26 protein-coding genes are annotated in these 24,222 nt (G+C 44.6%); 23 read left to right on the top strand and 3 right to left on the bottom strand.

Translation table 11 applies throughout. The features are described from left to right. Window positions 1–496: 496 nt before the first annotated feature. The 3 genes from WH50_RS06405 to WH50_RS06415 are packed head-to-tail and all read left to right on the top strand — an operon-like array spanning window position 497 to window position 3,846. Window positions 497–2,410: a type IV secretory system conjugative DNA transfer family protein gene (locus WH50_RS06405; RefSeq protein ID WP_110186585.1), complete on the top strand. Its 1,914-nt coding sequence runs from the start codon at window positions 497–499 to the stop codon at window positions 2,408–2,410. A 1-nt stretch (window position 2,411) separates the two neighbouring features. After that, window positions 2,412–3,278 (top strand): ParB/RepB/Spo0J family partition protein, encoded by an 867-nt coding sequence (locus WH50_RS06410; protein WP_165838334.1) that lies wholly within the window; start codon window positions 2,412–2,414, stop codon window positions 3,276–3,278. Further along, the gene (locus tag WH50_RS06415) at window positions 3,265–3,846 is read left to right on the top strand and encodes a hypothetical protein (RefSeq protein WP_110186587.1); all 582 of its coding nucleotides are present in this window, start codon (window positions 3,265–3,267) and stop codon (window positions 3,844–3,846) included. The genes WH50_RS06410 and WH50_RS06415 overlap by 14 nt, the downstream gene beginning before the upstream one ends. Window positions 3,847–4,956: 1,110 nt before the next feature. On the opposite strand, the gene WH50_RS06420 is transcribed toward WH50_RS06415, so the two are convergent. Next, window positions 4,957–5,559 carry a hypothetical protein gene (locus WH50_RS06420; protein ID WP_133251261.1) on the bottom strand — a complete coding sequence of 201 codons (603 nt, stop codon included), beginning with the start codon at window positions 5,557–5,559 and terminating at the stop codon, window positions 4,957–4,959. Window positions 5,560–5,829: 270 nt separating this feature from the next. Here WH50_RS06420 and WH50_RS06425 point away from each other — a divergent pair, with 270 nt between their 5' ends. The 15 genes from WH50_RS06425 to WH50_RS06495 all read left to right on the top strand — a co-directional run bounded on the left by WH50_RS06425 (window position 5,830) and on the right by WH50_RS06495 (window position 19,212). Further along, the gene (locus WH50_RS06425; RefSeq protein WP_110186589.1) at window positions 5,830–6,549 is read left to right on the top strand and encodes a SprT-like domain-containing protein; all 720 of its coding nucleotides are present in this window, start codon (window positions 5,830–5,832) and stop codon (window positions 6,547–6,549) included. After that, window positions 6,549–7,229 carry a hypothetical protein gene (locus WH50_RS06430; RefSeq protein WP_110186590.1) on the top strand — a complete coding sequence of 227 codons (681 nt, stop codon included), beginning with the start codon at window positions 6,549–6,551 and terminating at the stop codon, window positions 7,227–7,229. Before WH50_RS06425 ends, WH50_RS06430 begins: the two co-directional genes overlap by 1 nt. Then, window positions 7,216–8,241, top strand: coding sequence for a TadA family conjugal transfer-associated ATPase (locus WH50_RS06435; RefSeq protein ID WP_110186591.1), 1,026 nt, complete (start codon window positions 7,216–7,218; stop codon window positions 8,239–8,241). Before WH50_RS06430 ends, WH50_RS06435 begins: the two co-directional genes overlap by 14 nt. Window positions 8,242–9,182: 941 nt before the next feature. Then, window positions 9,183–9,524 (top strand): hypothetical protein, encoded by a 342-nt coding sequence (locus WH50_RS06445; RefSeq protein ID WP_110186593.1) that lies wholly within the window; start codon window positions 9,183–9,185, stop codon window positions 9,522–9,524. Next, on the top strand, window positions 9,525–12,059 hold the full coding sequence (locus WH50_RS06450) for a VirB4 family type IV secretion system protein (RefSeq protein WP_110186594.1): 2,535 nt from the start codon (window positions 9,525–9,527) through the stop codon (window positions 12,057–12,059). Between the two features lie 54 nt (window positions 12,060–12,113). Further along, complete coding sequence (locus WH50_RS06455) at window positions 12,114–12,950, top strand: hypothetical protein (RefSeq protein WP_110186595.1); 837 nt, start codon at window positions 12,114–12,116, stop codon at window positions 12,948–12,950. Continuing rightward, window positions 12,950–13,411 carry a hypothetical protein gene (locus WH50_RS06460; protein ID WP_110186596.1) on the top strand — a complete coding sequence of 154 codons (462 nt, stop codon included), beginning with the start codon at window positions 12,950–12,952 and terminating at the stop codon, window positions 13,409–13,411. The genes WH50_RS06455 and WH50_RS06460 overlap by 1 nt, the downstream gene beginning before the upstream one ends. Window positions 13,412–13,471: 60 nt before the next feature. Continuing rightward, window positions 13,472–14,635 (top strand): type IV secretion system protein, encoded by a 1,164-nt coding sequence (locus WH50_RS06465; protein WP_110186597.1) that lies wholly within the window; start codon window positions 13,472–13,474, stop codon window positions 14,633–14,635. A 16-nt stretch (window positions 14,636–14,651) separates the two neighbouring features. Then, window positions 14,652–15,407, top strand: a complete 756-nt coding sequence (locus tag WH50_RS06470) for a VirB8 family type IV secretion system protein (RefSeq protein ID WP_133251262.1) — start codon at window positions 14,652–14,654, stop codon at window positions 15,405–15,407. A gap of 18 nt (window positions 15,408–15,425) precedes the next feature. Continuing rightward, a complete protein-coding gene (locus WH50_RS06475) occupies window positions 15,426–16,259 on the top strand; it encodes a TrbG/VirB9 family P-type conjugative transfer protein (protein ID WP_207780208.1) in 834 nt (277 codons plus the stop codon). Further along, window positions 16,259–17,692, top strand: a complete 1,434-nt coding sequence (locus WH50_RS06480; protein ID WP_110186600.1) for a TraB/TrbI/VirB10 family type IV secretion system protein — start codon at window positions 16,259–16,261, stop codon at window positions 17,690–17,692. The genes WH50_RS06475 and WH50_RS06480 overlap by 1 nt, the downstream gene beginning before the upstream one ends. Further along, the gene (locus tag WH50_RS06485) at window positions 17,673–18,122 is read left to right on the top strand and encodes a hypothetical protein (RefSeq protein WP_207780209.1); all 450 of its coding nucleotides are present in this window, start codon (window positions 17,673–17,675) and stop codon (window positions 18,120–18,122) included. Before WH50_RS06480 ends, WH50_RS06485 begins: the two co-directional genes overlap by 20 nt. After that, window positions 18,119–18,307: a hypothetical protein gene (locus WH50_RS26060; RefSeq protein WP_133251263.1), complete on the top strand. Its 189-nt coding sequence runs from the start codon at window positions 18,119–18,121 to the stop codon at window positions 18,305–18,307. Before WH50_RS06485 ends, WH50_RS26060 begins: the two co-directional genes overlap by 4 nt. After that, window positions 18,282–18,956 (top strand): lytic transglycosylase domain-containing protein, encoded by a 675-nt coding sequence (locus WH50_RS06490; protein ID WP_110186609.1) that lies wholly within the window; start codon window positions 18,282–18,284, stop codon window positions 18,954–18,956. Before WH50_RS26060 ends, WH50_RS06490 begins: the two co-directional genes overlap by 26 nt. Window position 18,957: 1 nt before the next feature. After that, window positions 18,958–19,212, top strand: coding sequence for a hypothetical protein (locus WH50_RS06495; RefSeq protein ID WP_110186601.1), 255 nt, complete (start codon window positions 18,958–18,960; stop codon window positions 19,210–19,212). Window positions 19,213–19,233: 21 nt separating this feature from the next. On the opposite strand, the gene WH50_RS06500 is transcribed toward WH50_RS06495, so the two are convergent. Further along, a complete protein-coding gene (locus WH50_RS06500; RefSeq protein ID WP_110186602.1) occupies window positions 19,234–19,584 on the bottom strand; it encodes a hypothetical protein in 351 nt (116 codons plus the stop codon). 824 nt (window positions 19,585–20,408) lie between these two features. On the opposite strand from WH50_RS06500, the gene WH50_RS06505 reads away from it, so the two are divergent. Beyond that, window positions 20,409–20,750, top strand: coding sequence for a hypothetical protein (locus WH50_RS06505; RefSeq protein WP_110186603.1), 342 nt, complete (start codon window positions 20,409–20,411; stop codon window positions 20,748–20,750). Window positions 20,751–21,542: 792 nt separating this feature from the next. Here the strand turns inward: WH50_RS06505 and WH50_RS06515 are convergent. Further along, window positions 21,543–22,157, bottom strand: a complete 615-nt coding sequence (locus WH50_RS06515) for a recombinase family protein (protein WP_110186605.1) — start codon at window positions 22,155–22,157, stop codon at window positions 21,543–21,545. Window positions 22,158–22,370: 213 nt separating this feature from the next. Here WH50_RS06515 and vapB point away from each other — a divergent pair, with 213 nt between their 5' ends. The 4 genes from vapB (at window position 22,371) to WH50_RS06535 (ending at window position 24,182) form a co-directional block, all read left to right on the top strand. Beyond that, window positions 22,371–22,589, top strand: a complete 219-nt coding sequence (gene vapB, locus WH50_RS06520) for a type II toxin-antitoxin system VapB family antitoxin (RefSeq protein WP_110186606.1) — start codon at window positions 22,371–22,373, stop codon at window positions 22,587–22,589. Between the two features lie 3 nt (window positions 22,590–22,592). Next, window positions 22,593–23,003 (top strand): type II toxin-antitoxin system VapC family toxin, encoded by a 411-nt coding sequence (locus WH50_RS06525; RefSeq protein WP_243410017.1) that lies wholly within the window; start codon window positions 22,593–22,595, stop codon window positions 23,001–23,003. A gap of 413 nt (window positions 23,004–23,416) precedes the next feature. Further along, complete coding sequence (locus tag WH50_RS26065; protein WP_133251264.1) at window positions 23,417–23,836, top strand: hypothetical protein; 420 nt, start codon at window positions 23,417–23,419, stop codon at window positions 23,834–23,836. A 100-nt stretch (window positions 23,837–23,936) separates the two neighbouring features. Beyond that, a complete protein-coding gene (locus WH50_RS06535; protein ID WP_110186607.1) occupies window positions 23,937–24,182 on the top strand; it encodes a hypothetical protein in 246 nt (81 codons plus the stop codon). Window positions 24,183–24,222: the final 40 nt, after the last annotated feature.

Genomic DNA, 24,222 nt, shown 5'->3' on the forward strand with positions numbered 1-24,222 from the left:
TACCCTTTCGCATGCGAAATTCTGCCCGTGCTCGATGCGGGTTTCGTCACCGTGACAAAACGCCCCCACTGGACGCCGAGATCCAGACCCTGACCATGGCCGCCGCGGCGACCACCTACCCTTTCGCATGCGAAATTTCCGGCCCGGAAACCGGTGGCCGTGCTCCAGCCCGGCGCACTGACCCGCCATTATTTCGCATGCGAAATTCTGCCCGTGCTCGATGCGGGTTTCGTCACCGTGACGAAACATTCATCTTATTTCGTCACTGTGACATAATTGTATGAGTGATACTGGAGGACAATAGAATGCCCAGACCACCTAAGTTTAGTGCCCCAATGACGGGAGCAGAGCGAACTGAAAAGTATAGAAAAGAGAGATTAATGAAAGTTATTGCGAAGGAAATCTGGTCGGAAAGTGACTGCCTATATCTATTAAAAAGCGTACAGACTGATGAACTTCGTAAAAAGGCGTGGATAAGACTAGGGAAAATTAACGAATGGAATTTCTAAAAAAGGTAATACTGTATTCAGATCCCTATATTGCCTTTGCACTGGCGCTGTCTATTGGCATCTGGTTGCAAATGCTGGTTACTGCAAATGTGGTGTCAAACCATAAGACAGATACAACGGGCTTTGCTCACGTAAGGCTGTTTTTAAACAGAGCCTCGTTGATTCTACTAACAGTAGTGGCACCTATTTCATTTCTAGCACTCTTTACATACGCATGGATAGAAACACGCGATGTAAACTTCGCGAATGACTACATTAGATTGTTATGGACCGCGATATATACCCCATTGCTTGAGATGTGGCCATCTGCCATTTTCGTGGCAATACTGCCTCTTTTTATTCGCCTCTTTATCAGACGCTGGATCGTACCCGCATTCAGCGCGTGGAAGAGGAAGTTCCGTATTAAACAGGCTGGTGATGCATTGTCAGATATACGTGTTGATCTAGACTCGCTGAAGCCCAAGGATTTCACCCCACAGTCATACTATAAAGCAGGCGTAATATTTCTGGGATTGGATGGGGGTAATAATCCGATCTACGTCGATGACGACGTATTTACAAAGAACCACATTAAGTTCATTGGCCCTAGCCAGGTCGGTAAAGGTGTCGGACTGGGTGTTATTCTGGATCAGGCAATCAGGAAGGGGTGGGGCGTGTGGTTTATGGATATTAAGCCGGACGACTTTATTTACGACATCATGCGGGAGTCTTGCCTTGCCGCAGGTAGAGAAGAAATGACGATTCTCGATCTGAATGGTGTTGGTCCCGGTAGCTATGCTCCGTTTGTTCATGGAACAGAGAGAGATAGAAGAGAGCGTGTTGTAAAGGCATTCAGCTTAGCCGATACAGGTACAACAGCAGATTTCTATAAGCGAAACGAACGTCAGTGCCTTGATTACATCATGCCGGTGTGGGATGGGACGCTGAAAGCATTGGAGAGAATTATTGAGAAAGGGCAGGCCGATCTGCCACAAGACAGGAAGGATTTCATATTCGATAACATTGGCAGTATTTCATCGAACCTTAGCGAGTTCATGCAGATTCCCAACGTTAGAGGTAATAACGACGCATACTTAAACATTAAGAATGAACTGGACCGCGGATCAGTTGTTTACATACGCTCAGCAATGAAGGACACAGTAGTACGAAAGCTGTCGATGGCGCTACTAGAAGAGGTCATTCAAACCGTACTGAAGAAGCCACTTCCCCGACATACCCTGTTCTTCATAGATGAAGTTCGTTTTGTCACATCGGAATCACTAGCGGACGCCTTAGCAACCTTGCTATCAAAAAGAATGTCGATGGGGCTGGCATATCAGTCTGTACTGGATCTGGAAAATTTGCCTGACAAGAGTGCTAATGCGAAGTCGATTAAATCCAGTATAGAAACTAATACTCAGATAACTGTTAGTTATCGTGCAAATGATAATGACACGGCAGAAAACATCAGTTCACTGACGGGCACTATTCAGAAGACAGTGACCAGAATGGAGAAGGTTATCGTTAACCATGCTGGAGCAGAGGAATGGGAAGGAGAGCGATCAGTGGGACAGCAGGAAGAAGCGCTAATCACTGAAAATCAGCTTAAGTCGCTTCCACCACGAATTGCCGCACTGATTAGACCTAATGAACTGGCGACTCTGCTATATACGTGTTGGGTTCCCATTAAAGAGCGTCAAGGGATGCCTGAACGTCGTTTTGAATTGGGGGTTGAGGATGATCAGGTAGAGTTCCAGCCAGAGCCTGAAGCAGCTCAGGAGGCGGGAAAGGGTGTCAAGAATAAAGAAGCTGGCAACAAAAAACGGTATGATAAAAAGGCGCGGGAGTTGTCATCTGAGGAACGCGATTTAGTAGCAGATGCACTGTCAAAAATTATGTCTAGCACGCAGCAGGATAAATAGAATGCAAATTGAAAACGGAATTGAAGTTGTATACCTGGCTACAGACAAGCTATTTCCTGATCCTAATCAAGATAGGGATGACACCCATAGTGCTCACTATCAAGAGCATGTTAAAGCGATTGCCGAAAGCATCAAAATTGAAGTACAAAACCCGGATGGGTCGGTGCGCCGCTATGGAGTACGTAGACCTATTGAGGTAGAAGCGGAGAATGAAGAGGGACTGTATAAAATCATTGCTGGTGAAACTCGCTGGAGAGGTGCAACTCTAGCCGAAGAAGAAACAGTGCCTTGTATTATTCGGACAGGGCATACGCTAGAGCGCCGTCTTGACCATGTAACAGATAATGCGCTCAGGAAAGATTTAAGCCTCTGGCAACAGGCCAGATCAATTCAGCGCGACCAAGAAGAGTTTGGCTTATCAACTGATCAGGTGATGGTGGCTCACGGCATTAACTCGAAATCAAGGCTGAGTAAAATTGCTGCCGTGTTTAAATTGCCAGAAGAGGCCCAAGAGCTAGTTAAGTCTGGAATAATCAATAACGTCGATGCAGTCTATGAGGTCAAAGGATTAAAGCCAGATGCTCTGCAGAAGCTGATCAAGCGAGTGTCGAAAAATGAAAATTTTTCTGTTGCTCTCGCTAAAGTTAAACCGAAAGCAAAGAAAGAACCTAATCCTGACATAAAGAAAAAATATTCAGTTAGCTTCACAGAAGAGGCTCTAGCACTGATTTGTATGGAGTTAGATATAGACATAGAAGGTCAAGAGCCTGAGAGTGCAAAAGCCAAACTACAGGCATATGTTAACGACCTATCAAGTAGCAAGGGATCTGGTGATGATGCTCAGGGAGGTTCGAGTGAGCAGGAATAAGAACGATGCAAAGGGAGTTGGAGCAAGTGCTAAAGTGCATTCAAGCGTTGTTGCAAATCTATGGCTATCGAATGGTGCTACTTCCCCATTGAAAGGGGAGGGTGTTATTGTTCCGCTTTTTTCGATTGATGCATTTTGCACAAATAAGGCTGATGATCACAGGCTTTCTCACGAATTGGCGCTCTCAGTGAAACCTCACATAATCGCTATGTTAGAGGAGTGTAAAGCACGAATAGCAGAACAAAGCCTGGAACTTGAAAATCAAGATGAGTTCTCATACTTGGCTAATGTTGATGTTCAGGATGGTATTACTGAAACGTACACTCTAACCATTTCTAAAGGCATGTCGTCACATTTAACATCACTATTTTTAAATCTGTTTGTCTTGCAGGATAGACTGCAAATCAAAATCCACATGCTGAGCAAGCACGGATTGGTTAGTAAAAAAAGTGCCAGAAAAATGAGCAGCGATGCTTTAAAGGCACTGAAAGCGTGCATGGATAAAATACACGTTTTTTGTCTACAGTTTCACAGAAACAGAAAAGAACTAATTTCCTCAGTTTCCTAATAGGAAACTACTCTACATAAGCAAGTTTCCTAATAGGAAACTCTTTAGGAACCCACCGAGCGCAACAGCGCTCGGTGGGTTTTTTGCTTACATAGAACATACCTCATTAATAAGTGTTAATTTATACCCACCGGCTATGCCATAGACGGAGGAAGCTTTATTGCATGGGGAACCACCCCCAAAAAAAATGCAACCGCTCTGGTCTTTCGGCTCATGTCTGAAACAGGTTACCAGCCTATTTTTCTCAGACTCGTTTGATGGATTCGGCTATATCACCATCAATCTTTCGCGCCTACTCAACCAGTCTCCCACAGTTTTAACTTAGCGTATCTGGTACCACCCAAATACATCAAAACTGCTTCCCACGTTAGATATTAATGTCTTGCCAAAACGCCGCTGTACTCCACAAAACAAACTAGGCTACGCCTTACGCTTTCGCGCTTTCAGGGGACCGAGATTCCAAAGCATCTCCCTTACTCATTTGTTTGTATCGACATACATAGCCAGACCCGCAAAGTCACGGCTTTTTGACACTTACCCGAATGCATCATCTGCTGATGCAATTACAGGCTTGAGCTATACAGCGATCTGCGCAGGTTGCCCCACACAGTACCGAGCGCGCCAGATTTCTCCTTGCGCCCCTAGTGCCTCACGACACTCTCAGCAGCCCACCTGTCAGGAATAGGTTGTACCGTCTCCAGCACCCCCTACTGTGGATTTTCACCACTTCACTAATATCAGGGTTTACATTGTCACCAATGCTCCCGTTTCCGTGTCGCCCAATCCCGGATAATCCCGGCAGATTGGGTCGAACAGGGGGATTACACCCCTGAGCGCCCAGCGTAGCCGCACCAGCCCAATTACGGGCATGCGGCTTCAGCGGTTGCTGCTACTGGCTTGGTAGGCCAGTAGCTCACGACGGTTGGTGGCCGTCGCTTTCTTCTATGCAATTCTGGCAAGGCCAGAAGGTATAAATTAGCCCTCATGAAATGGGCTTGTTCTATGCCCCCCTTTGGGCAGTGGGGCACTGATTCCGTTTTGGGCAGACGGTACTGTTTTTAACGTCCAGAGGACGGGCATAGTTTCGGGCGATATGCCAGCGCACAGATTCTAATCACTACTGCTGTCTTCTTTCTTTTTCATCCTGTTCAGTCGAGCAATAGCGTTATTAAGTCGTTCTTCAATCTTATTTTTTTCGTCCAGCAGAGCTGCATACTCTTGCTGTTTATCTGAAAGCCCTATTTCAAATTCCTGTGACTGATTGATCAGAGAAGCATGAAATTGACGTTCAGCCAGGTTAAGTGCTTCAGTCTTTTGACGTACTTTCTCCCGCTCCTTACTTAGCTCCTCAGAGAGTCGCCTAGTCATATCGCGGAAACGTTCTTCAATGTCTGAGGGTGATTGAAAGGGGAGGCTTTCACGGCGTCTTAATGCCGCCTTGTGGGCTGACACTGCGCCAATGATTCCACCTGCGATGATCAGAGCTATCGCAATAGCTAATAGTGAGTAGCCTTCCAGCAGTATCACATTGGCACTGCCTGACGCATACGTTAATGCTGTACGTGGCATTGCGATTACCATCACCGAGCCGGTGATGCAAATCGCTATTGCCACTAGCAGCGCTATTAGTGCTCCCATACTTAGCCTTCCTTGATGGAAAGCTAAGTATATCAGGGCTTTAGCGCCCTGCAAAACAGGAATCTCTTTTACCATAGTTTCCGTCCCGCATAATTTCTTATATGGCATAGTTTCCTGAAAGAAAATAAAAGAAAGATCCTCGATCTTTCTTTAAAGAAATTTAATTGTATTGCACATTACAATTCAGTTTCCCTGTATTGTAATGTGCAATACAATTATTAAGGTTTTACCTGTCATCCAGTACCAGTCTTCAGGTACGGGTAATATCAGCCAGAATTGTAATGTGCATTACAATTCTGGCTGATATAATTTTGCCGCTTATGAATTAAGGAATGGGAATGGTTTGTGATTAAACGCACTAGCAGCTTTCCTCTGTACGACGAGCTTTATCACGCTTACTCAATCTTCAATAGGCGTCTGTTTGATGGAGCACTTCCCGATTGCATCCTTACCCTGCAGAGGAAAAAGGGCACCGCAGGATATTTTTCTGGATCACAGTTTCAATCAACAGATGGCTACAAGCAGCTCGACGAGATTGCTATAAACCCGGCCTATTTTCTGCGAGGCGGTGTTACTGAGGTAATGCAGACACTGGTTCATGAAATGGTGCACCAGTGGCAACAACACCATGGTAAGCCGGGGAGGGGGCGCTACCATAATAAAGAATGGTCGCAGAAGATGAAGTCGATAGGGTTGATGCCATCGAGCACGGGTGAACCCGGTGGAGCTGAAACTGGGGATCTAATGTCCGACTATGTGATAGAGGGAGGACTGTTTTCAAAAGTCCTCTCCGAATTGCTGACATCGCAGTTCACCATCAGCTGGGCTGATCGATGCCCTGACATAGACTCACTTCAGGCACAACTGGATGCTGGTGAAGATATAGAGGATATCCTCAACGAATGGAACCTTGACGTTGATAGTGACGGTCAGATTGTAGAAGGAGGGTCTAAGAGCAACAGACTCAAATATCAATGCCCTATATGCATGGTTAGTGTATGGGGGAAACCTGAACTCAAGCTGTTATGCATGTCATGCGAAAAGCAAATGGAAGAGGTTGAATAATGGATGAAGAGTTCCTTGCATACAGATATAAAACGGATTTCATGAGGGCTCTGTTACGTGCGGTCAGTCGTGGCAACGTTCATTACGTACAGGGAGAAGTACCAAGAAAAAAGGCCGAAGCACTGGTCTTTAAATTCATTGACCGTTACGCAATCGATGCGTCAAAAAAGCAACGCTGGCTTGCAAAGAGAAACGGAGTTGCCAATACCCGTCTGCTAACGCTAGCCGCTGATACAGATGTTGTGAGCTGGGTACTGCTAGCAACGCCGGGTGAAGGTCTCATTCACCAGCTGGAGAGTCTTAATCACGTTTCCCAAAAGCGGCTATCTCTGACGGGTTATGAAATCGCTAAGATGCCTAAAAAGAATAGTCCAGCTTCGTGGACGTGGCGAATGCAAAAGGACACGTATGAGGCATGGCATGAACGTCTGACGACGTACATCAGGCACAACGATATGTTAGGTATGGAACAGTCTATGAACTCGCTACAGCGCGTTCCTGTCTTTGCCGAAGTAAGAAAGCAGGCATACGCTTTGGCTGCTCTGGCAAAAGGAGAGTGGCAGAGAGTGCAAGCCGGGGAGTACCCATTTAGGGATTTTGCACTGGGGTGGTACGGAAAGCACCAGACAGCGGATCGGATTAATCTACGGACAGGGGAGATATTGCGTGAGCTTACTTGAAACGCCAATTGGTACGATTTCCAAAGATGAGCATGACCGCTGGAGTACGCTACTTCACTACTTGAAACCAATAGCGCATCTTCTCACGGATGAAACGGTCAGTGAAATAATGGTTAATCGCTATGATCGTGTATACGTCGAACGGTCTGGCCAATTAATCAATGTTGACTCTGCATTCAAGAGTGAGTCCAGCTTGCAGCAGTTGATTACTCAAATTGCAAATGCGTTACGTCAGAAATTTGATAGTGATAATCCGATATTGGACGCACGCTTTCCCAACGGTGCTCGTTTGTGCTGCTCACATCCTTCAGTGTCGCCAGCAGGCGCTACAATGACCATTCGATGTAAGACTGATAAAAATCTGTCGCTGCCGGATCTGGTGAGCTATGGTGCACTGACAGATGAAATGTGCGCATTCTTAAAGGAACGGATAGAGGCCCGAGACACACTTATAGTATCTGGGGGAACCTCTAGTGGTAAAACAACACTGTTAAGAGCATGCGCAGAATACATCGATAAGAAGGAACGGGTTATTACTGCTGAAGATACCCTGGAACTGAAGCTGGATGAAATTATCCCATGTTCAATCGCCCATGAAGCCCCTAAGCGGCTGAGTAATTCTGGTGAGAATATCTCGCTGGCATCCCTGATAAAGATGGTACTGAGAGAGCGGCCAGACAGGGTCTGGGTCGGAGAGATCCGGGACGCAGCAGCAGCTGACGCATTTCTGCAGATGTCTAATACCGGTCACTCTGGTGGTGCTACCAGTATTCATAGTAACGGTCCTGAAGACACATTGCGGCGCATTCAGTACATGCTGGCCAGTGCCGGTATGGTCAGCTATGAATTGGCCCGGCATCAAGTCACATCTGGCGTACAGCTACTGGTGCACTGTGAGCGGCATCCCATTCATGGTCGTAAGGTCACAGATATTTGTACTGTAGAGAATGAGGTTGTTAAGAGAGTTTTCTACTTTGACAAATTAAAAGGGCGGCATGTAGTTGATATGTAGACTGGTTACGTAATCAGGCTTACATGATGAGGATTAGGTGAAAAGGACTTCTTTCTATGCCGTCACGCCATGTGACGGCGGTTATCTATTAGAGTTTTGTGGAGTCTCGAAGACGTTCTACGCTGCTGATTATGTCCAGTACCTCGAAGAGTCGCTTTGGACATCATCTGATGCTGCGATGCTTCTTGCTTGGCTAGCTGCCCACGCAGCTGGAAGGATGTTAATAAGTTGATGTACAGATATTCATAGAAAATTGAAATGAAAAATAAGAGAACCAGCAATTTTTAATTTGTCATAATGGCCACAAATACTCTTTTATAAATCTCCCCCCTCTAATTATCACAAATTGAATTAAGTGAACCTTATTCAATCTTAATCGTTTTTGTATTGTGCAATACAATATATTGTAAAGTAATAAAATATTTCCAAACAAATCCATGTTAATCCAGAAAATGTGCTTTGGTGGTTTTGTGGTGTGCAATTTTGAAAATTGCGCACTTTTGTTGTTGATATGCAGGTAAATAGTCTTTAGAATGTGTAATGTTCAGTAAAGTTATGATGGTTGATGTTCAAATGGAACAAAGCACCAATCCCGCACTACTCAACAGGCAAATATTTGATCTTAAGAGTGGAGCACTCGGGATACCTAAAAGCATTCTTGCTATCAGCATGATAGTCAGTCTTTTCTCTGGGTATCTGTTACTGAAATTTCTTGGTGCGTACATGGGGGGTATAACGTTTGCGCTGTTCCTAGCTCTCGTTTTCATACCTTTGTACCAAGTTCACCAAGACGACCCTTATGGCTACCTAGTCTCGCTGGGTAGCCTGATTAGTCCGCGGCGCTATAGCACAACGCTGCGCCGCAGGAAAAAAATTGTCCTTGCTCGATGGGTAGGGGCACAGATCATCGTTAGTGACATTCACACAAGGAAATCACGTTAATGAAACGCATTAATAATGCTTTCAATCGCGTTCTCGCATTTGCCATCAGCATGTATGCAAGTCAGACATTCGCTGCAGCTAACAACACCGTAGACATCGGAACGACTAGCGACAAAAGTCCGCTGCAGAAGGTGGTTTCCTTCATGCAGGAGTTCGTCAATTTCATTGGCGGACCGGGGGCAGCTTTTGTTGTGTTCATTAGCGCGGTTTGCTGCGTCGCTCTATGGGTGGCAGCGCCCAAGCAAAGCTCCGTAGTGATGGGGTGGCTATTGCGCGTGGTTACTGGTGGCATTTTGATTTTTAACATCACAATGGTGTTCAGCTGGTTGAAGGCATACTAAATGGCGGGACAATCCCTAGCGGATTCAATCCTACCTGCCTGCGTTTGGGAGAACCGCGTTCTCACACACGCAGGCAGCCTGATCGGAGGACTGACCCTTTCGGGGGTCGATCCTAAAGGGATTGGCTCTGCCGACTTTCAAAAGATCACGATATTGATTAGGAATATTTTTCAGGCGTTAGAACCTGGCGTGGTCATCAGTAGCTATTACTGGCACTTTGAAGGCGCCCAAGTGTCACTAAAGCGTCGTACAGATAAACGATCACAGCTGCTCAGCAACCGCCGAGAGCGTTTTCTAAACAGCAGAACACTCAGTGATGTTGCTCTGTACTGGATGGTAGAGATTCCACAAACCAGCAACCTCAATAAAGTGTGGGGGCTGGAATTTATTACAACGCTATTCTCTGCGCCGTTTGATGTCGATGCCCGCGCCCGCTTGAAAGCTAAGTTTGCAAATATGAGAGCGTGGCTAGTAGAAATTGAAGAGTTAATGAAGCAGAAGGAACTGTTGGACCAGTCCCTGAAAGAGATGGGTTCCCGCATCGAGTTCATATCCCGACAGAATCATGTCATGAGCAAAGGCGAGTTGTGGGGCTTGTGTCGCGCTGTAGTGAATGCAAATCCTGAATACCTCGTTACTGGTCAACTTGAAGATGTTCCAGAGTACGGCTGGGAAAGTATGCTGCTGGACGGAGACATTCAGCCCGTAAACGTAAACGGACTGGATTGCTTAAAGATTGATGGGGCCAGACCTGTATACGTCAGAATGGCCTCAATAACGCGCTACGGAGAGGCATCCTTTTTTGATGGCATGTGGGCCAAGGGTGACAAGAAAGTTACTCTCCAACATGGAAGTTACTTTATCACCACGCGATTTTCTCAGTTTAGCAATCTGAGAAAGGCCGCAATGCTACATAGTAAAGAGTCCGATCTGTGGCGCTCTCAGATGAAGTTGTCAAACGTATTGAGTGGTGAAACAGATAACTCTGAAGACACACTCAGAGTGACGGGTTCTGAATCTGTTAAGCGACGCATGGCCGAACTGGATGAAATAGCTAATAGTCCAGATCGATATGGCGTTTTAACTAGCCATGTGGTCGTGTTTGACACAGATCCCGACAAGCTGAAAAACACCTGTAGCCTGTTGCATACATCACTCTCACAGAGTGGGTTTAGATTTGTGTGGGAAAGCGCGGGACTCATGAAAGAGTTTCCAAACGTTTTTCCGGGAAACAACAAAAAGTCTATTCGCATGCTTGAGGTGAATACATCACAAGCTGCTGCTGCAAGCCTTATCTTTAAAAGTGCCGATGGCATCAGATCATGGGGCGTCAATAACGAAGAGGCCATCTACATCTTAGAAAGCGAGGATGGCACCCTATTCCACTACACCCCCTTCATTGGGGAAAAATGTTTGGTTCTGGGAATTGGACCAACAAGGTCAGGGAAAACATTCTTCAAAAATATCGTTTCTGGGCATTTCCTTAAGTTTGACAGCAATGGAACACCGCTATACCACGCGGTAGACATCGATAGTGGCAGTGAACCATTGGCCAGATACTTTAAGGAGCAGGGAGGCATCTTCCGCTTAGAGCAATTCAGAGAGTCGGCAGGCTTTAACCCATTTGTTTCAGCAGTGGATGCAAACGATCAGGGGTTTAAGTTGCACTTCCTGAGCCAGATCAGACTCATGGTTGAGTCTAACGACTCCGAAGAGCTGCGGTACCTGTCAAGCGATGATCAGCATAGCCTTGATAAAGCTCTTTTCGACATGATGTCGGAAATGGATCGAAGCTTATGGTCATTTTCTCAACTGTATAACCATTGTAACGATGGTTTAAAAGCCAAACTTCAGCGTTGGCATAGACGAGGTATGTTAGGGGCAATCTTTGACAATGATGTGGACGGTATCGGCGACCTGAAAAAGCCATTTACTGCATACAACTTATCCGCTGTCAAAGACAACGCAAGCGTGGCCAAACTGGTTGTGAATGAGATCTTCTTCCGTATCAGTCGAGTATTTGAAGATCCACGAAATCGTACTGTTCCCAAGTTTATGGAAATTGATGAAGCGCAATATTTTTTCTCAATTCCAGGCTCTGTAGAAATGGCCGTGAAGAAGGCGAGGACATGGTTTAAACACAACGGCGGAATGGGATTCTGGACACAGAACCCTGAACATTATGAGGCGATCCCAGAGTGGGAAACGCTAAGAACATCTGCATCAACATGGATATTTTGTGCAGATCCCGGCATGAACCGGGATAAATACAAGTCTGCTTTCAAATTGTCAGAAGGCGAGTTAGATGCAATAGAGGCACTAACACCCCGCAAACAGGTTTTTATTATCCAGCGTGAAGCTGGAATAGCAAAAACCGTAAACGTCATAGCCTCTAAAGAAGAGTACGTGATTGCAACCAGTCGGCCCCATGAGGCAGCTATTGTTCAGCAGTCTCTAAGTGAGTACGACGATATTGATTTTGCAATAGATGATGCAATGAAAAAGATATTCAGGGAAAACGAAATGCTGAGTTAATAGAATAGCTCAGTCTAATCAGGACGTTTTTAAATAAATTCAAGGGAGTGCTATATGAAAATAAACAGATCCGTTATCTTGGCGGCGCTTTTCCTGTTAGGTGCTAATAAAGCCAATGCATCTGGCATCCCCACAGTTGACGCGGTGGCGATAGCTCAACAACTACTGGCATATACTCAGCAGTTGCAGGACTACCAAGAAATGTTATCACAGACTGTATTGGATCAGTCCCAGCTTCTGCAGTTAGTAAATCAGTATGAGCAAACACTACTTGAATATCAGCACATGCTAAAGCAGATGGAGGGATTAACGGATAAGTTCAGCTTGGAAGAGTTAGAATCTGTATTAAATAATAGCATCGCTATTATGAGCACTTCTCCAAGCCCAATTCCAAATCCTGATGATGCATACTGGGAAATAGCATCGAATCAGGTGGGGGCAATATATGATCGATATACAGGACTGATTACCTCTGGTGCCAATGTAAATTATGCAGGCACTGCAGCAAATGAAGGTAGCAATATTGATCAGCAAATCATGACTCGCGTAAATGTGGCAACAAGCCAACAGGAGGCAGTTAATAGTATTGGGTCATTCGTAAATTCTCAATCAGGTAATATCCTTGATTTGACAAATATTGCAAATAGTTTAGGTAGTGAAGATCAGCTAAAGACAATGCAGTTAATGGCACAGCAGAATCTATCTATTCTATCTTCCTTAAATAGTATAAATGCTTCACAAGGTGCACAGCTCCAATATAGTAATCAGCTTGCAAATATGGCTAATGAAAAAGCAGCAAAACAACGGCAAGTGAACATTCAGCGGATGTTAGATGCTCAAGAGGCAGTATCTAACTATGTTGAGAATACTGACCCATTGGTGGATTTCTAATGAAATACATTGTCATTCTTTTAGCTTTTTCTGCGATGTCCGTATCTGCGACGCCGCGCGATGATTATTTAAAGGCAGGCATGGCCAAGTGTAATAAACAAAGCTTTGATACTGTCGGAGATAGAATGAAGTGCTACGAGAAAGTAAATAGAGGCGCTGATAAAGTAGAAGCAAGACGTGGAAGTAATGAATACATTAAAAATAACTATAATCATTTAAATAAAAACACTGCAATTGATACCCTTCGTAAAATAAGGGAAGAAATAGCTGAGATAATGCCTTCCGTTTCATCTGGATCGGAAAAAATGGCACTGCAAAGAGAAGCTGAGTACATCAGTAATAAATACTTTAATAACTTTGCAGAGAAGTACGCTACACCATGGTATTACCCGTGCTCAGAGAAGTCAGCGCAAGGCCGACTTTTGAAAAAATTTGGTGGTGAAGTTTACTGCGAAATTTAGCCTATATCCGGCCCTTTAATGTTGTAGCTAAAGGGCCGTATTAATCATTGGAGAATTTTAATGAGTTCTGCGATTGCAATCGCACTTACTCTTGCCCTTGTCATGCTTGTAATAAGCCACCGCAGGCAGTTTCGGCTTCAAGCGGAAATAAGACAACTAAGAAGTAAGTATAAAGTTACACCTTCAGTTAATAACTATGGATTAATTGAAAAAATTAAAAGGGTCAAGTTTCAAAAGTGGCTACCCGCCCTTTTTTTACTATCACCTTTGATATATGCAGCATATGCGACAGCAGCAGAGGGTGACTTGTCCAATGGGTTTAGAGGGGTATTTGAAGGCAATCTGAAGACGTTTGTTACGAACGTGATGAGTGGTAAAGGTGATTACAATATATGGGTAGAAGCTGCATTTGCCACGTTTGCAATACTAGGTCTATTTATTGAAATCACCAAGTGGACGATGTCTTCCACAGGGTATGACTGGCAAAAAGGAATAGAGTTTCTTATTTATTTTTTTGCGACTGTATTGATAAAAGAAAATTACGATACAGTGACTCAGGCTATATTTAATTTAGGTGATGGTTTAGGTGATGCATTATCTACGGGGCTGACTGGAAGTGAGGATGGATTTAAGGTAGTCAACTGGCTTAAAGCCACTCTAAGCAGTATTACACTAGATGATATTGATTTGTCAGACGGAATAACAATTGTTGTAATGTCGTTGATTTTTTCGTTCTTTATTATGCTTTTGGAAGGGCTGGTTTATGTTGTTTCGGTTTGGGGAGAACTGGGATACGCCCTAGCTAAAATAATAGGATTGGTATTTGTTCCTTTCTTGCTTCTTGAGGGAACAAGAAATTATTTTGATAGTTGGTTTAGATTCTTTCTTGGCTTCATTGTGCTTGTCTTTATGCAGAAGGCAGTATTGGTTGTTGTCATTGTCGTAATGCAGAGCGCTATGGTTGCTGTAGGGATGATAGGCGGTGGGTTGACAGTTGAACAGGCCATCAACCAGCCTATGAAAGCACTTTCTTTAACAGCAGATGATCTACACACAATTGTTGATCTAATTATTTATTTTGCATTGTGCATTGTGCTCCTTATATCTGCGTTCAGTTTTTCATCTACCCTGGCTCAGGGGTTTGGGTCGGTATCAGGTGGACTAAATAGCGTTGCGAAGAATGGCGCCGCGCTTGCAATAAGAAAACTTCTATTAAAAGTTTAATAAAGGTGAAAGTGAAGTGCTATCAGATGATGAATTGCGGCAATTAGCTGAAGTATTACCAAAAGCATATGCCACCGCTTCAATAAAATCGGATAGAAACCGATGGTGGTGGATGTCCATATTTCTGGCAGTAGGACTAGTTACGTCAGTGATATGGACTACTATGAAAATTGATCAGGTAGGTAAAAGAACTGAGCTGCTTTATATAAAGATGTATCCCGATGGAACTAGCCAAGTGGGTACGTTTGAACCACAGGATCGGCAGTTGTATTTTACAACTACCGTTGATGCTGCGTTTGAGAAATTCATTGTAGGCCGCTATGGAGTTCTTCCCGAAACAATTAAACGGGACTATTCAGAGGCTGCTGTCTTTATGTCTGAAGCAGAATACCAGCGCTTTATCACCCCCGAAGCAAAGGGGGGATTTGGTGCGGTAGAAAGAGTCACAGATATATCGTCTAAAATAAATACTACACCGAGGGTTGAAATTAAGTGGCGATATAGTGACCACTATGACTCTATTCCAAGCAGCTTTGAAAGTGGTGATGGAAGGATCATTAAATCAAATATCTACTTTACGCGGATAAATGAAAATGCTCAGGGAATTCCATTGCCGGATGGAACCGAGCAACTTGTTTTAAGAGCTAAATGGCGATTCTTATCTAAAGACGAGCTGAAAGAAAAAGCCCCTGATTGGTTAAGAATTAACCCAGCTGGTATTGAAATCGTTGATTACGACATAGTTTCAGAAACTAATAGCGACCAAAAATAATTGGATTGGGTATCTACTGTGAAGAAAAGTGTTCTAAGCGTGTTAATCGCCGCTGCATCAATCAATACATATGCTGCCGAGTGCAGAACCATACACTGGAAAGCTGGCCAGATCATTGAGGTCTCTAGCATGCTTGGTTTGGGAACGCGGATTTCGTTTCCAACTGAGCTGATAGGCAATCCGGTAAAAAGTACAAACCTGTGGGACGTGGAGGGCGCCGCAACAGAAGTGTTGTTAAAGCCCAACTCGACCCAAGCTGAAGGTGGCCGTGCCATCGTCCGTGCTTTCACGAAAGATGGATTCAGTTTCGATATCGCCGCAACGCGAGTCAGTAACTACAAGATGAACGATGTCTGCGTGAACGTCACGTTAGACGGTCAGATGTTCACTGATCAACTCAGAGGCCAGATGGCAGCTAATCGGATGTCGATGGCTGGGGGGATCGCTGCTCAAAATGAGCTGAATGCGGATCTGCGACAGAAGATGATTGCCATGCAGCAGTCAGCTGAAGACGAGAAGAAGAAAGCAATCATGGAGGCGCTTAATCGCTTCCGCTATCACATTTACACCCGCTATACATGGAGCAAAGGCAGCGGCTTTGAAGCAAAGGGGCTGATTTCAGATGTGTATGACGATGGCCGCTTTACCTATATCCGTCTGTATAACCCTAACCGTGGACTACTGTCAGTGGAAACCACGGTCGGCGGGAAAAACGCCATCGTTCCAACCGACTACAGTGATGCCAATGGCATGTACGTGATAGCCGGTATCTACCCTGATTTCACTCTGCGAATGGATGAAGCAAAAATCACTGTAAAACGGCAGGACGCCGAAAGTAAGGGTGAATACTGATGGAAGAAGCCGGCAACAGAGTAGATGAAAAACCATCTACTCATAAAAAGAAGGTGCAGATCTGGCTGTTCGTGACAGTGGGGTTGGTCACCGTCATCCTTTTTATCTGGACAGTTGCAGATATCGCAACCCGTGCAAATCAAAAAGTAGTTGAACCAGCGGCGGCTACACCGGCTCCGCAGAACTCAAACACAAGTAAGGGGTTTGATAAGGACTTCGATCAGCTGATCACTGAGCGCCGCTTAGTACAGCGTAACAATGTTGCTCAAGAAACCTCTGGTCCGGCCAGCTCGACACCACAGCAAATAGGTTATAACCCGCCGTCTGGTGCCGATTCGCAGACATTAGCTGAATATAACAAGCAGTGGGCCCAGCGAAACGGTATCCAGCCACAAGCTAAAGCTGAGCCATCGCCAGCTGAAAAGGTTCAGGATCAATGGCAGGCACAAGAGCGCATGAGAGCCTTACAGTCAGCTCAAAGCGAATGGGGGCTGTCGTTTGGAAATCAGCAGAGTACAGCAAAAGCCGCAGGACCATCAGGGCCAGGTCTGAACAATCTTCAGTCCCAAGTTCAGCAACTCGGTAGACCACTAACGGGAGCAAGTGAAGATGAACGGAGGACCGCTGTATCAAAGAGGATCAGAGAGGCACAGGCACTGCGAGAACGGCTGCTCTCCGGATCTGTAGCCCCCAGTGATGTTATGTCAGCGGTACGTACCATGAATGGGATGCCGCCAGATATACAGCAAACAAGTGAAGAGCTAAAGACATTATCACAGGGGTTCAGCCCCCCCCCGGCGAATGTAGCAGGCTATACAGCTGAAAATAGCTATAACGCAGATATTGAAGGGAAAATCAAACTACCACCCGGTACGGTTATTCCTACCACATTGATGTGGAAGTCAATCTCAGACTACACAGGCGGGCCGCTGACATCACTGGTGAGTCATGATGTCTATGACTACACCCATCAGTTTGTTGTTATTCCGAAGGGAACCAAGGTCAACATATCCGGGTTGAAAGCAGCTGGCGTCAATGAGGCCATCAACAACCGCATGGCGTTTATTGTGAAAGATGCCGTATTGCCGAATAACGACGTGATCGACTTCGGTAAAGCGGCCGCAGTAGATAGGGAAGGGGTAGGGGCGTTAAAGGACCAAGTGGAGTATCACTTCCTTGCGCAATTCTTGGGTGTTGCAGCGTATGCCCTCGTTGCTGATAGCTCAAGCTACTCAAGCACTGGCACTGGAGAAGCCAGTTACGCTGGTGATGTAGGGAGCGGGGTTCGTGCTCAAGTCAGCCCACTGGTCCAGAAATATCTAAACATTGTTCCGACAGTAACAATCCGGCCCGGCCAGTCTTTCCGAGTCGTATTAGAAGACACACTATATGTAAAGCCGTGGAAAGATACCTATGAATCCTATTATCAATAAAATGCTAGTGGCCGGACTGGTAATCGCATCGGGATATGCGTCTGCAGAAACTCCGGTCAAAGTAAGCACAATAGATACTCCTCAAGTTCAGACAGTGAATGATAATGCCGTCGTTGCTGATATTAAGTCATATCAGCCGACACGCATTGATCCTTTGTCACTGTATGTTAGGACAGTGTATCCCGATGATGTTAAAACTGTGGCTGATGCTGTTTCGTTTGTTTTGGGAGCCAGCGGTTATCGTCTTGTAGTAAGTTATCCTGCTCCTGACGACGCTATTGCTATTCTTGGAAAACCGATTCCGCCTATCGCGAAGATAGCGCGGACAATGCCAATTATTGATGCAATACAAATATTGATTGGCACTAATAACTGGATTGTTGTAGATCAGAACCATAAATTGATTAGCGTATCGAAAGAGCCAACATGAATAAAATATTGATTCTTGCCATTTCTATCGGTCTGCTATCTGGATGCGCATCTAATATCCATAGTATTGATCAGTACACCCAACTAAATAAAAGAAAAGTTGTATACCGTGATTTAACACGTCCTGTCAGCATGGATAATGAGCCTAAGAAAGCAGATTATGAAATTCCGAACTTTATTAATTAGTCTGTTGCTCTCCAGTAGCCCATCGTGGGCTACTGGGACCGATGCTGAAGAGCTGTATGCATTCCTTTTTCCAGAGAAGGCAGTGACCACGCATAGTGGTCAACAGACCCTGGCACCGGAAGCCCATTCACTGAGCTTTGGTGATGATCATCATAAGCAGTGGTCAGAGAGTGAAATAGAGAGCCTGCGAAATGCGTTCAAGAGCTATAACAAAACCCAAGAGGTCGCCGCGACTGGCTACCAGAGTGTTCAAGCGGGGATACCGATCAGCTCTGCCGACTACTCTGACAGCGAGTACAAGCACTTAATCGACGCCGCAGCCTTAAAGTACGGGGTTGACCCCGTGCTAGTGTTCAGGGTGATTAAGAAGGAAAGCAACTTTAACGCTGACGCGATCAGTCCCAAAGGAGCTAAGGGGTTAATGCAGCTGATGGACTCTGTGAGTCAGACATACAACATAAACCCGTTCGATCCTGCACAGAACATTGACACCGGCGTGTCGTATCTGTCGCAGCTGATCAAAAAGTACAGGGCTGTTGATCTAGCTCTGGCTGCGTATAATGCTGGTCCCGGCGCTGTTGACAAATACAACGGCATTCCGCCTTATGCGGAAACTCAGGACTATGTAACCAGCATTCTAGGTGGATAATATGCAAGATTTGATACCCCTGTCAGTCATGGCGACGCTATACGAAACAGGGGCGATCAACGGAGCCTATATAGTTACCAACGGTGACGTATGGTTTGTGATAGTCACCATGATTAATGGTGACGAAGCGTATTTAAGGCACTATCGCAAAGCAACAAAGAAGGAGTACTCCAGCATTGATGCTGCTATAAGAGACATTGGCCGTATCGGATTTAAACAGGCAGTAGTGAGGCTGGAAAAAAAAGAGATAGCCTAAGCTATCTCTTGTTATCTATTTCTACTTCGACTTTGCGAAGTAGAAGTCTGTTCTAGCATGTGAATCGAGAATCGATTTCACATTACGCAGACTGATGTTCTCTGCTGAATATCGATACAATCGCGCGGTGATACCGTTAGCCACCAGAATAAACAAAACTGTTTTTTCTGATTCAACCTGAAAACAGGCGCTAATAGTTTCACTGTAAGAGTCTTGTACCTTTATCCATTTCTCGCCTATTGGTGTTGTTTCATTCATTAAAGCAAGAAAAATACTTGCTTCAAAAAATGATGATTCCGCTACTTCTGAAATGATTTTGAAATCATACAGGTTGCTGTAGGCGACGAACTTAGGCTCAGATGCATATTGCATGGAGAGTTTCCTAATTAGGTTAATTTCACGAGGTTGCAGTCGGGTATAGCCTCGTACGTCCGACAGCCCGAATACTACAGTGTGAACAGTTGTTCTGCAATGCTGAAAGAGTTTAGGGGAGTCAGGCATGGTTGAATTTCGCATGCGAAATTTATCGGCTTTGCAAAGCATGCATGGCCATGACGTTTAGACATCAGGTAACACTTGAAGAGGGACCGATAATGAAGCGATTACTTGCGTTTTTCTTTTTGCTTACACTGTCACTGGGAGCTAGAGCTGAAAGTCAGGATGAGTGCGCTATCTGGCTATGCCTGCCCGGTGGCTTTCCACAGGGCTGTGCCGCTGCTCATGCAGCGATGATTGCACGTATTAAAGACTTCAAACCGCCGTTGCCCAGCTTCGGTTCATGTAGTGATGACTCCGCTGGGATGGACTCACGCAGTGGACGGGCTGCCTATGTGCCTGCCCAGCAGATATGCTCAAAGTGGGTTGATCGGGGGGGACGCAATGGTAGTACGGAGTGCGCGGGATACAACGTCATTCCAGAGCATTGGGTGAAAGGGACTACGTGTACTCGACGAAACAAAGATGACTACTCAAACCCGCAGGGGTGTACGAGAAGCGGCTATTATGCAGAGGTGTATCAGAATGGCCTTCAATTTGGAGAGACTTACTATTTCTCCCCATAATTAATTTCGCATGCGAAAACTCAGTGAGGGACGATATACCTCGCCTGTGAGGATTAAACTTGTTTAACCGGAGCAGGTGAGGCACCAAGCGTAGCGCGGTAGATTTTAAATAGAAATGAAAAAAGGAATGTGGATATGGGATGGGATGTGACCTTATTTTCAATGGCCCCAGAAGACTACCAAAAAACAATGGATACACGTGCTCATAAATTGATAGCGTCATGGACTGAAAACGGTTTAAACGACAAACATTTAAGTATGATAGGGATAAAAGAGGGGTTTATTGAAACTTACTCTCTAAACAGCGGTTTTCCCGATATATATAAAGGTAAAGCTGCTGATATACTTCCGCACCTTCCAAAGAAAATGGATAAGTACAATCCGTTTCTTCCTTATAATGTTAACATTCGCGATGATGTACTTTCTAAAGTGTCTCATGAAGAAATTTTGACACTGGTATTATGGGATAATTATTAAAGTATGATGCGGTTTTTCCTGCATATGTTTTGCTAGCATTAATGTTTAGATGGAAGAGCACCTAAAGTGTCTAGGTGCTCTTTTTAAATCTGATCAAATAAAATTTTCAATTAAATCGTCGTCTTCTATTGCGCATATCATAAGATTAATGGTATAATATAGATATAGACGCATAATATATCATTATCTAATGATGGGTTATGTGGTTTATAACTAAGATAGCATCGTATCTTATCATGATACTAAGTCATTCTAGCAAAGTATCAAATCATAACTTCCTAATCTAAGTTGCTTGTCAAATCTCACCTTAATCTAAATTAAGGTGAGTAGGCTTCTATTGTCTTAAATAAGCAATTTGAAAATGTAAATGCTAATTTTACTTAGTGTCTGAACGATGCTCCACCAGATCGTAACTAACTAATAAACTGTAAATGTAATACTAATAGTTAGTTCGTCTTTAAGTCTATTCAAACCTTGATCCCATCTAACTATATGCTCTTCTATATCCATAGAAGTGGCAGGGGGAACTATTAAATTATTCGGAGATTACTATGATCGCAACTCTTGTTACTATACTCATTTCAGCCAAACCGTTCATTATGTTTGCTTTGAATGCGTACTCAATCATTAAATTTATCTTCTTTTTATTTGAGTTCGCAGTGAACTTCTATCGAAACTACAAACGTCTAGGCAGCTTTAAAAGAGCGTTTACGATGACGGTTAAATACATGGGTGCTAGTAGGTGTATGAAGTATTTTTTACATATTGTAGTTAAATATCTAATGTAACTAACTAACTAACTAACTTTTGGTACTTTGACCAAATTAACTTCACCTGACTCTTACTGCATCCAACAAGCCGTGCTGTTTCTTCGATAGTATGATTAGGGCGCAATTTAATTATTAGTTCGTGCGTCTTATGGTCTGCTGTTCTTCCTTTATACTTACCATTCTCTTTAGCTTTCTGTATGCCTTGCCTTTGACGCTTCCTTCTATCTTCATAGTCATCGCGTGCCATCTGAAGAGAGAGCTTCAACATAAGCTGCTGTATTGATTCTAGAACTATCTTGGCTATACCGTCTGTGCTGGCTGTGATGTCTGAAAGGTCAACTACGCCTGGAATTGAGAGAACAGCACCTTTGCTTTTTATTGATTCGATTAGCTTTTCTGCTTCAGTAAGTGGTAGCCGACTAATCCTGTCCATCTTTTCTGCAATGACAACATCCCCAAACTGCAGATCATTTAAAAGCCGAAGTAACTCAGGTCGATCTGCACGGGCTCCTGATGCAGTTTCGCGATATACCCCTGCCACATAGTAACCCTGACTAATCGCATCTTGGATAATGCTTTCCTGACGTTCAAGGTCTTGTCCCTTAGTACTAACACGTAAGTAAATTCGGGCATTCATTTTGAAACTTCTTTTTGGTTAATTTGGGTATACCCTAAATGTCCTCTTCCTATGGTATGGACAAAAATATAATGCGCAACTCTATTTGACCACTATTTTTTAGCTAACCTTAAATGGCACCCCTGATGCTGATTGGTTGACATATGGGTTGACATATGTTCTTGTTGTTGCATATGCTATTACATATGCAATGTAAACTTGGAGGCATAGATCATGCGCACTGTTTCCATTTTCAAGAACGGCAGCAATCAGGCAATCAGGCTACCGAAAGACATGGAATTTAATGTTAGTGAGCTGGAGATAGTTAAAGAGGGGGAAACAATTACCCTCAGACCTGCCCGGCCCACATGGACATCACTTCAGGACTGCGTGAAAGCGCAGAATGATTTTCTTGAAGACCGTCCGCCGGTCATTGAAGAAGGACGTTTTTAGGGGATGCCTACAACCTACATGCTCGACACATGCATCTGCTCATACATCATGAAACAGCACCCAGTTGAAGTGCTGCAGCATTTAGACGCGCTTTCTCAGAATGACAGAGTTGTTATTTCTGCAATCACGTACTCAGAAATGCGTTATGGGCAGATTGGTAAAAAAGCTCCAGCAAAGCTGGGTACTGCAATTGATCAGTTCGTAAAGCGCCTTAATGGTGTGTTGCCTTGGGATGCCTCAGCGGTCGATATGGCGCTGAAAGTACGTGTGCAACTTGCGTCTGAAGGGACTCCCATCGGTTCTAACGATGCTGCAATAGCTGCTCATGCAATAGTCACTGGCTGTACCTTGGTTACACACAATGTTAGGGAGTTTAGCCGTGTTGCAGGTCTGACGTACGAAGACTGGGCTTGATAGAATTGTATTGCGGATAAGGGTGGCACACAGAAAGCCACTCGTACCGAGGGGGCTAGTTGATGCCCCTTGGTATCGGGATGTTTTTAAGTGATGTTGCAACTGTAGAAGTTGGTCTAGAAAACGCTGACTTTTACATCGTCCGTAGAGGGACTATGGATTCGGTCGGCAGTGTGACGAAGGAGTTCAACCCTGAGCACATAGGTGTGTCGGTCTTCAGGACTGACATATTACTTCCCACCTATCTGTACTATTGCTTTATGCATATCCATAGCCAAGGCCATTGGAGGGCTTTGGCAACTGGAACGCTCTCTCTTGTTAACATTAGGTTGCGTGAAGTGCGATCAATTCGCCTTCAGATGCAACATTGAAAATGTAGATGGGCAATAGCCCATCTACCTCTGGAGACATGAATGTCCATTTCAATTGATATTCCAAGTCTGGTTGAGCAGCAGCGTTTTGTAATCTCCCAACAAACTGAAGAAGCGATCAGTAAGCTGCGGAGTTGTCAGAACGCACCTGTTATTCAACCGCCTGCAGACTGGCCTGCTATTCAGCAATATGGGCGAAATCATTTGTCAGGCTTTGACGAATACCAACCACCCCACTGTGACATTGTTAGAGCCTACTTTGCAGCTTTTCAAAGTGCGTTTCCGGAATACTCATCTGATGATTCTTTGGCAAAGTTGTTGCGCTTATCTGACTCTCGACGTATCAGAGCATATAAAAGTGGTAAAGAAAGTGTGCCCTATGGTGTATGGGACCGTTTCTTAGTCATGACAGGAAGAAAAACCCAAGAGGTAATCCCTGTTTTCGCATATATGAGCATTTAAAGCCTACCGCGCTACGCTTGGTGCCTCACTTGTTGCGGTTAAACAAGTTTAATCCTCACAAGTGAGGTATAGGGCATGTGCGACTGACCTTATTCAAGCGATGAATAATATTGTAAGTTTAAGCCAGCACAGAGCAAAGAAAGATCTAGCCAAACAATGGCTAGATCTCACAGAACAGGCGTTAATGCAGCATGGAATTGGTTTGTCTGAGGCAGAAAGAAGCCGCCTGCTTATGAGTATTCAGCACCTTGAGCAGGATGCGATGATTGCCCTGTTACGATCATTCGGGCAATGCCAGATAGAACAAGCCTATGGAATCGACACAAATTTCAAGCTGCTGTTGTAAACCCCAGAGCAAAAAGAAGGGGTATCCGTATTCTGTGATT

The sequence above is a fragment of the Pokkaliibacter plantistimulans genome (assembly GCF_003194385.1).
In the GTDB taxonomy this organism is placed as follows: domain Bacteria; phylum Pseudomonadota; class Gammaproteobacteria; order Pseudomonadales; family Balneatricaceae; genus Pokkaliibacter; species Pokkaliibacter plantistimulans.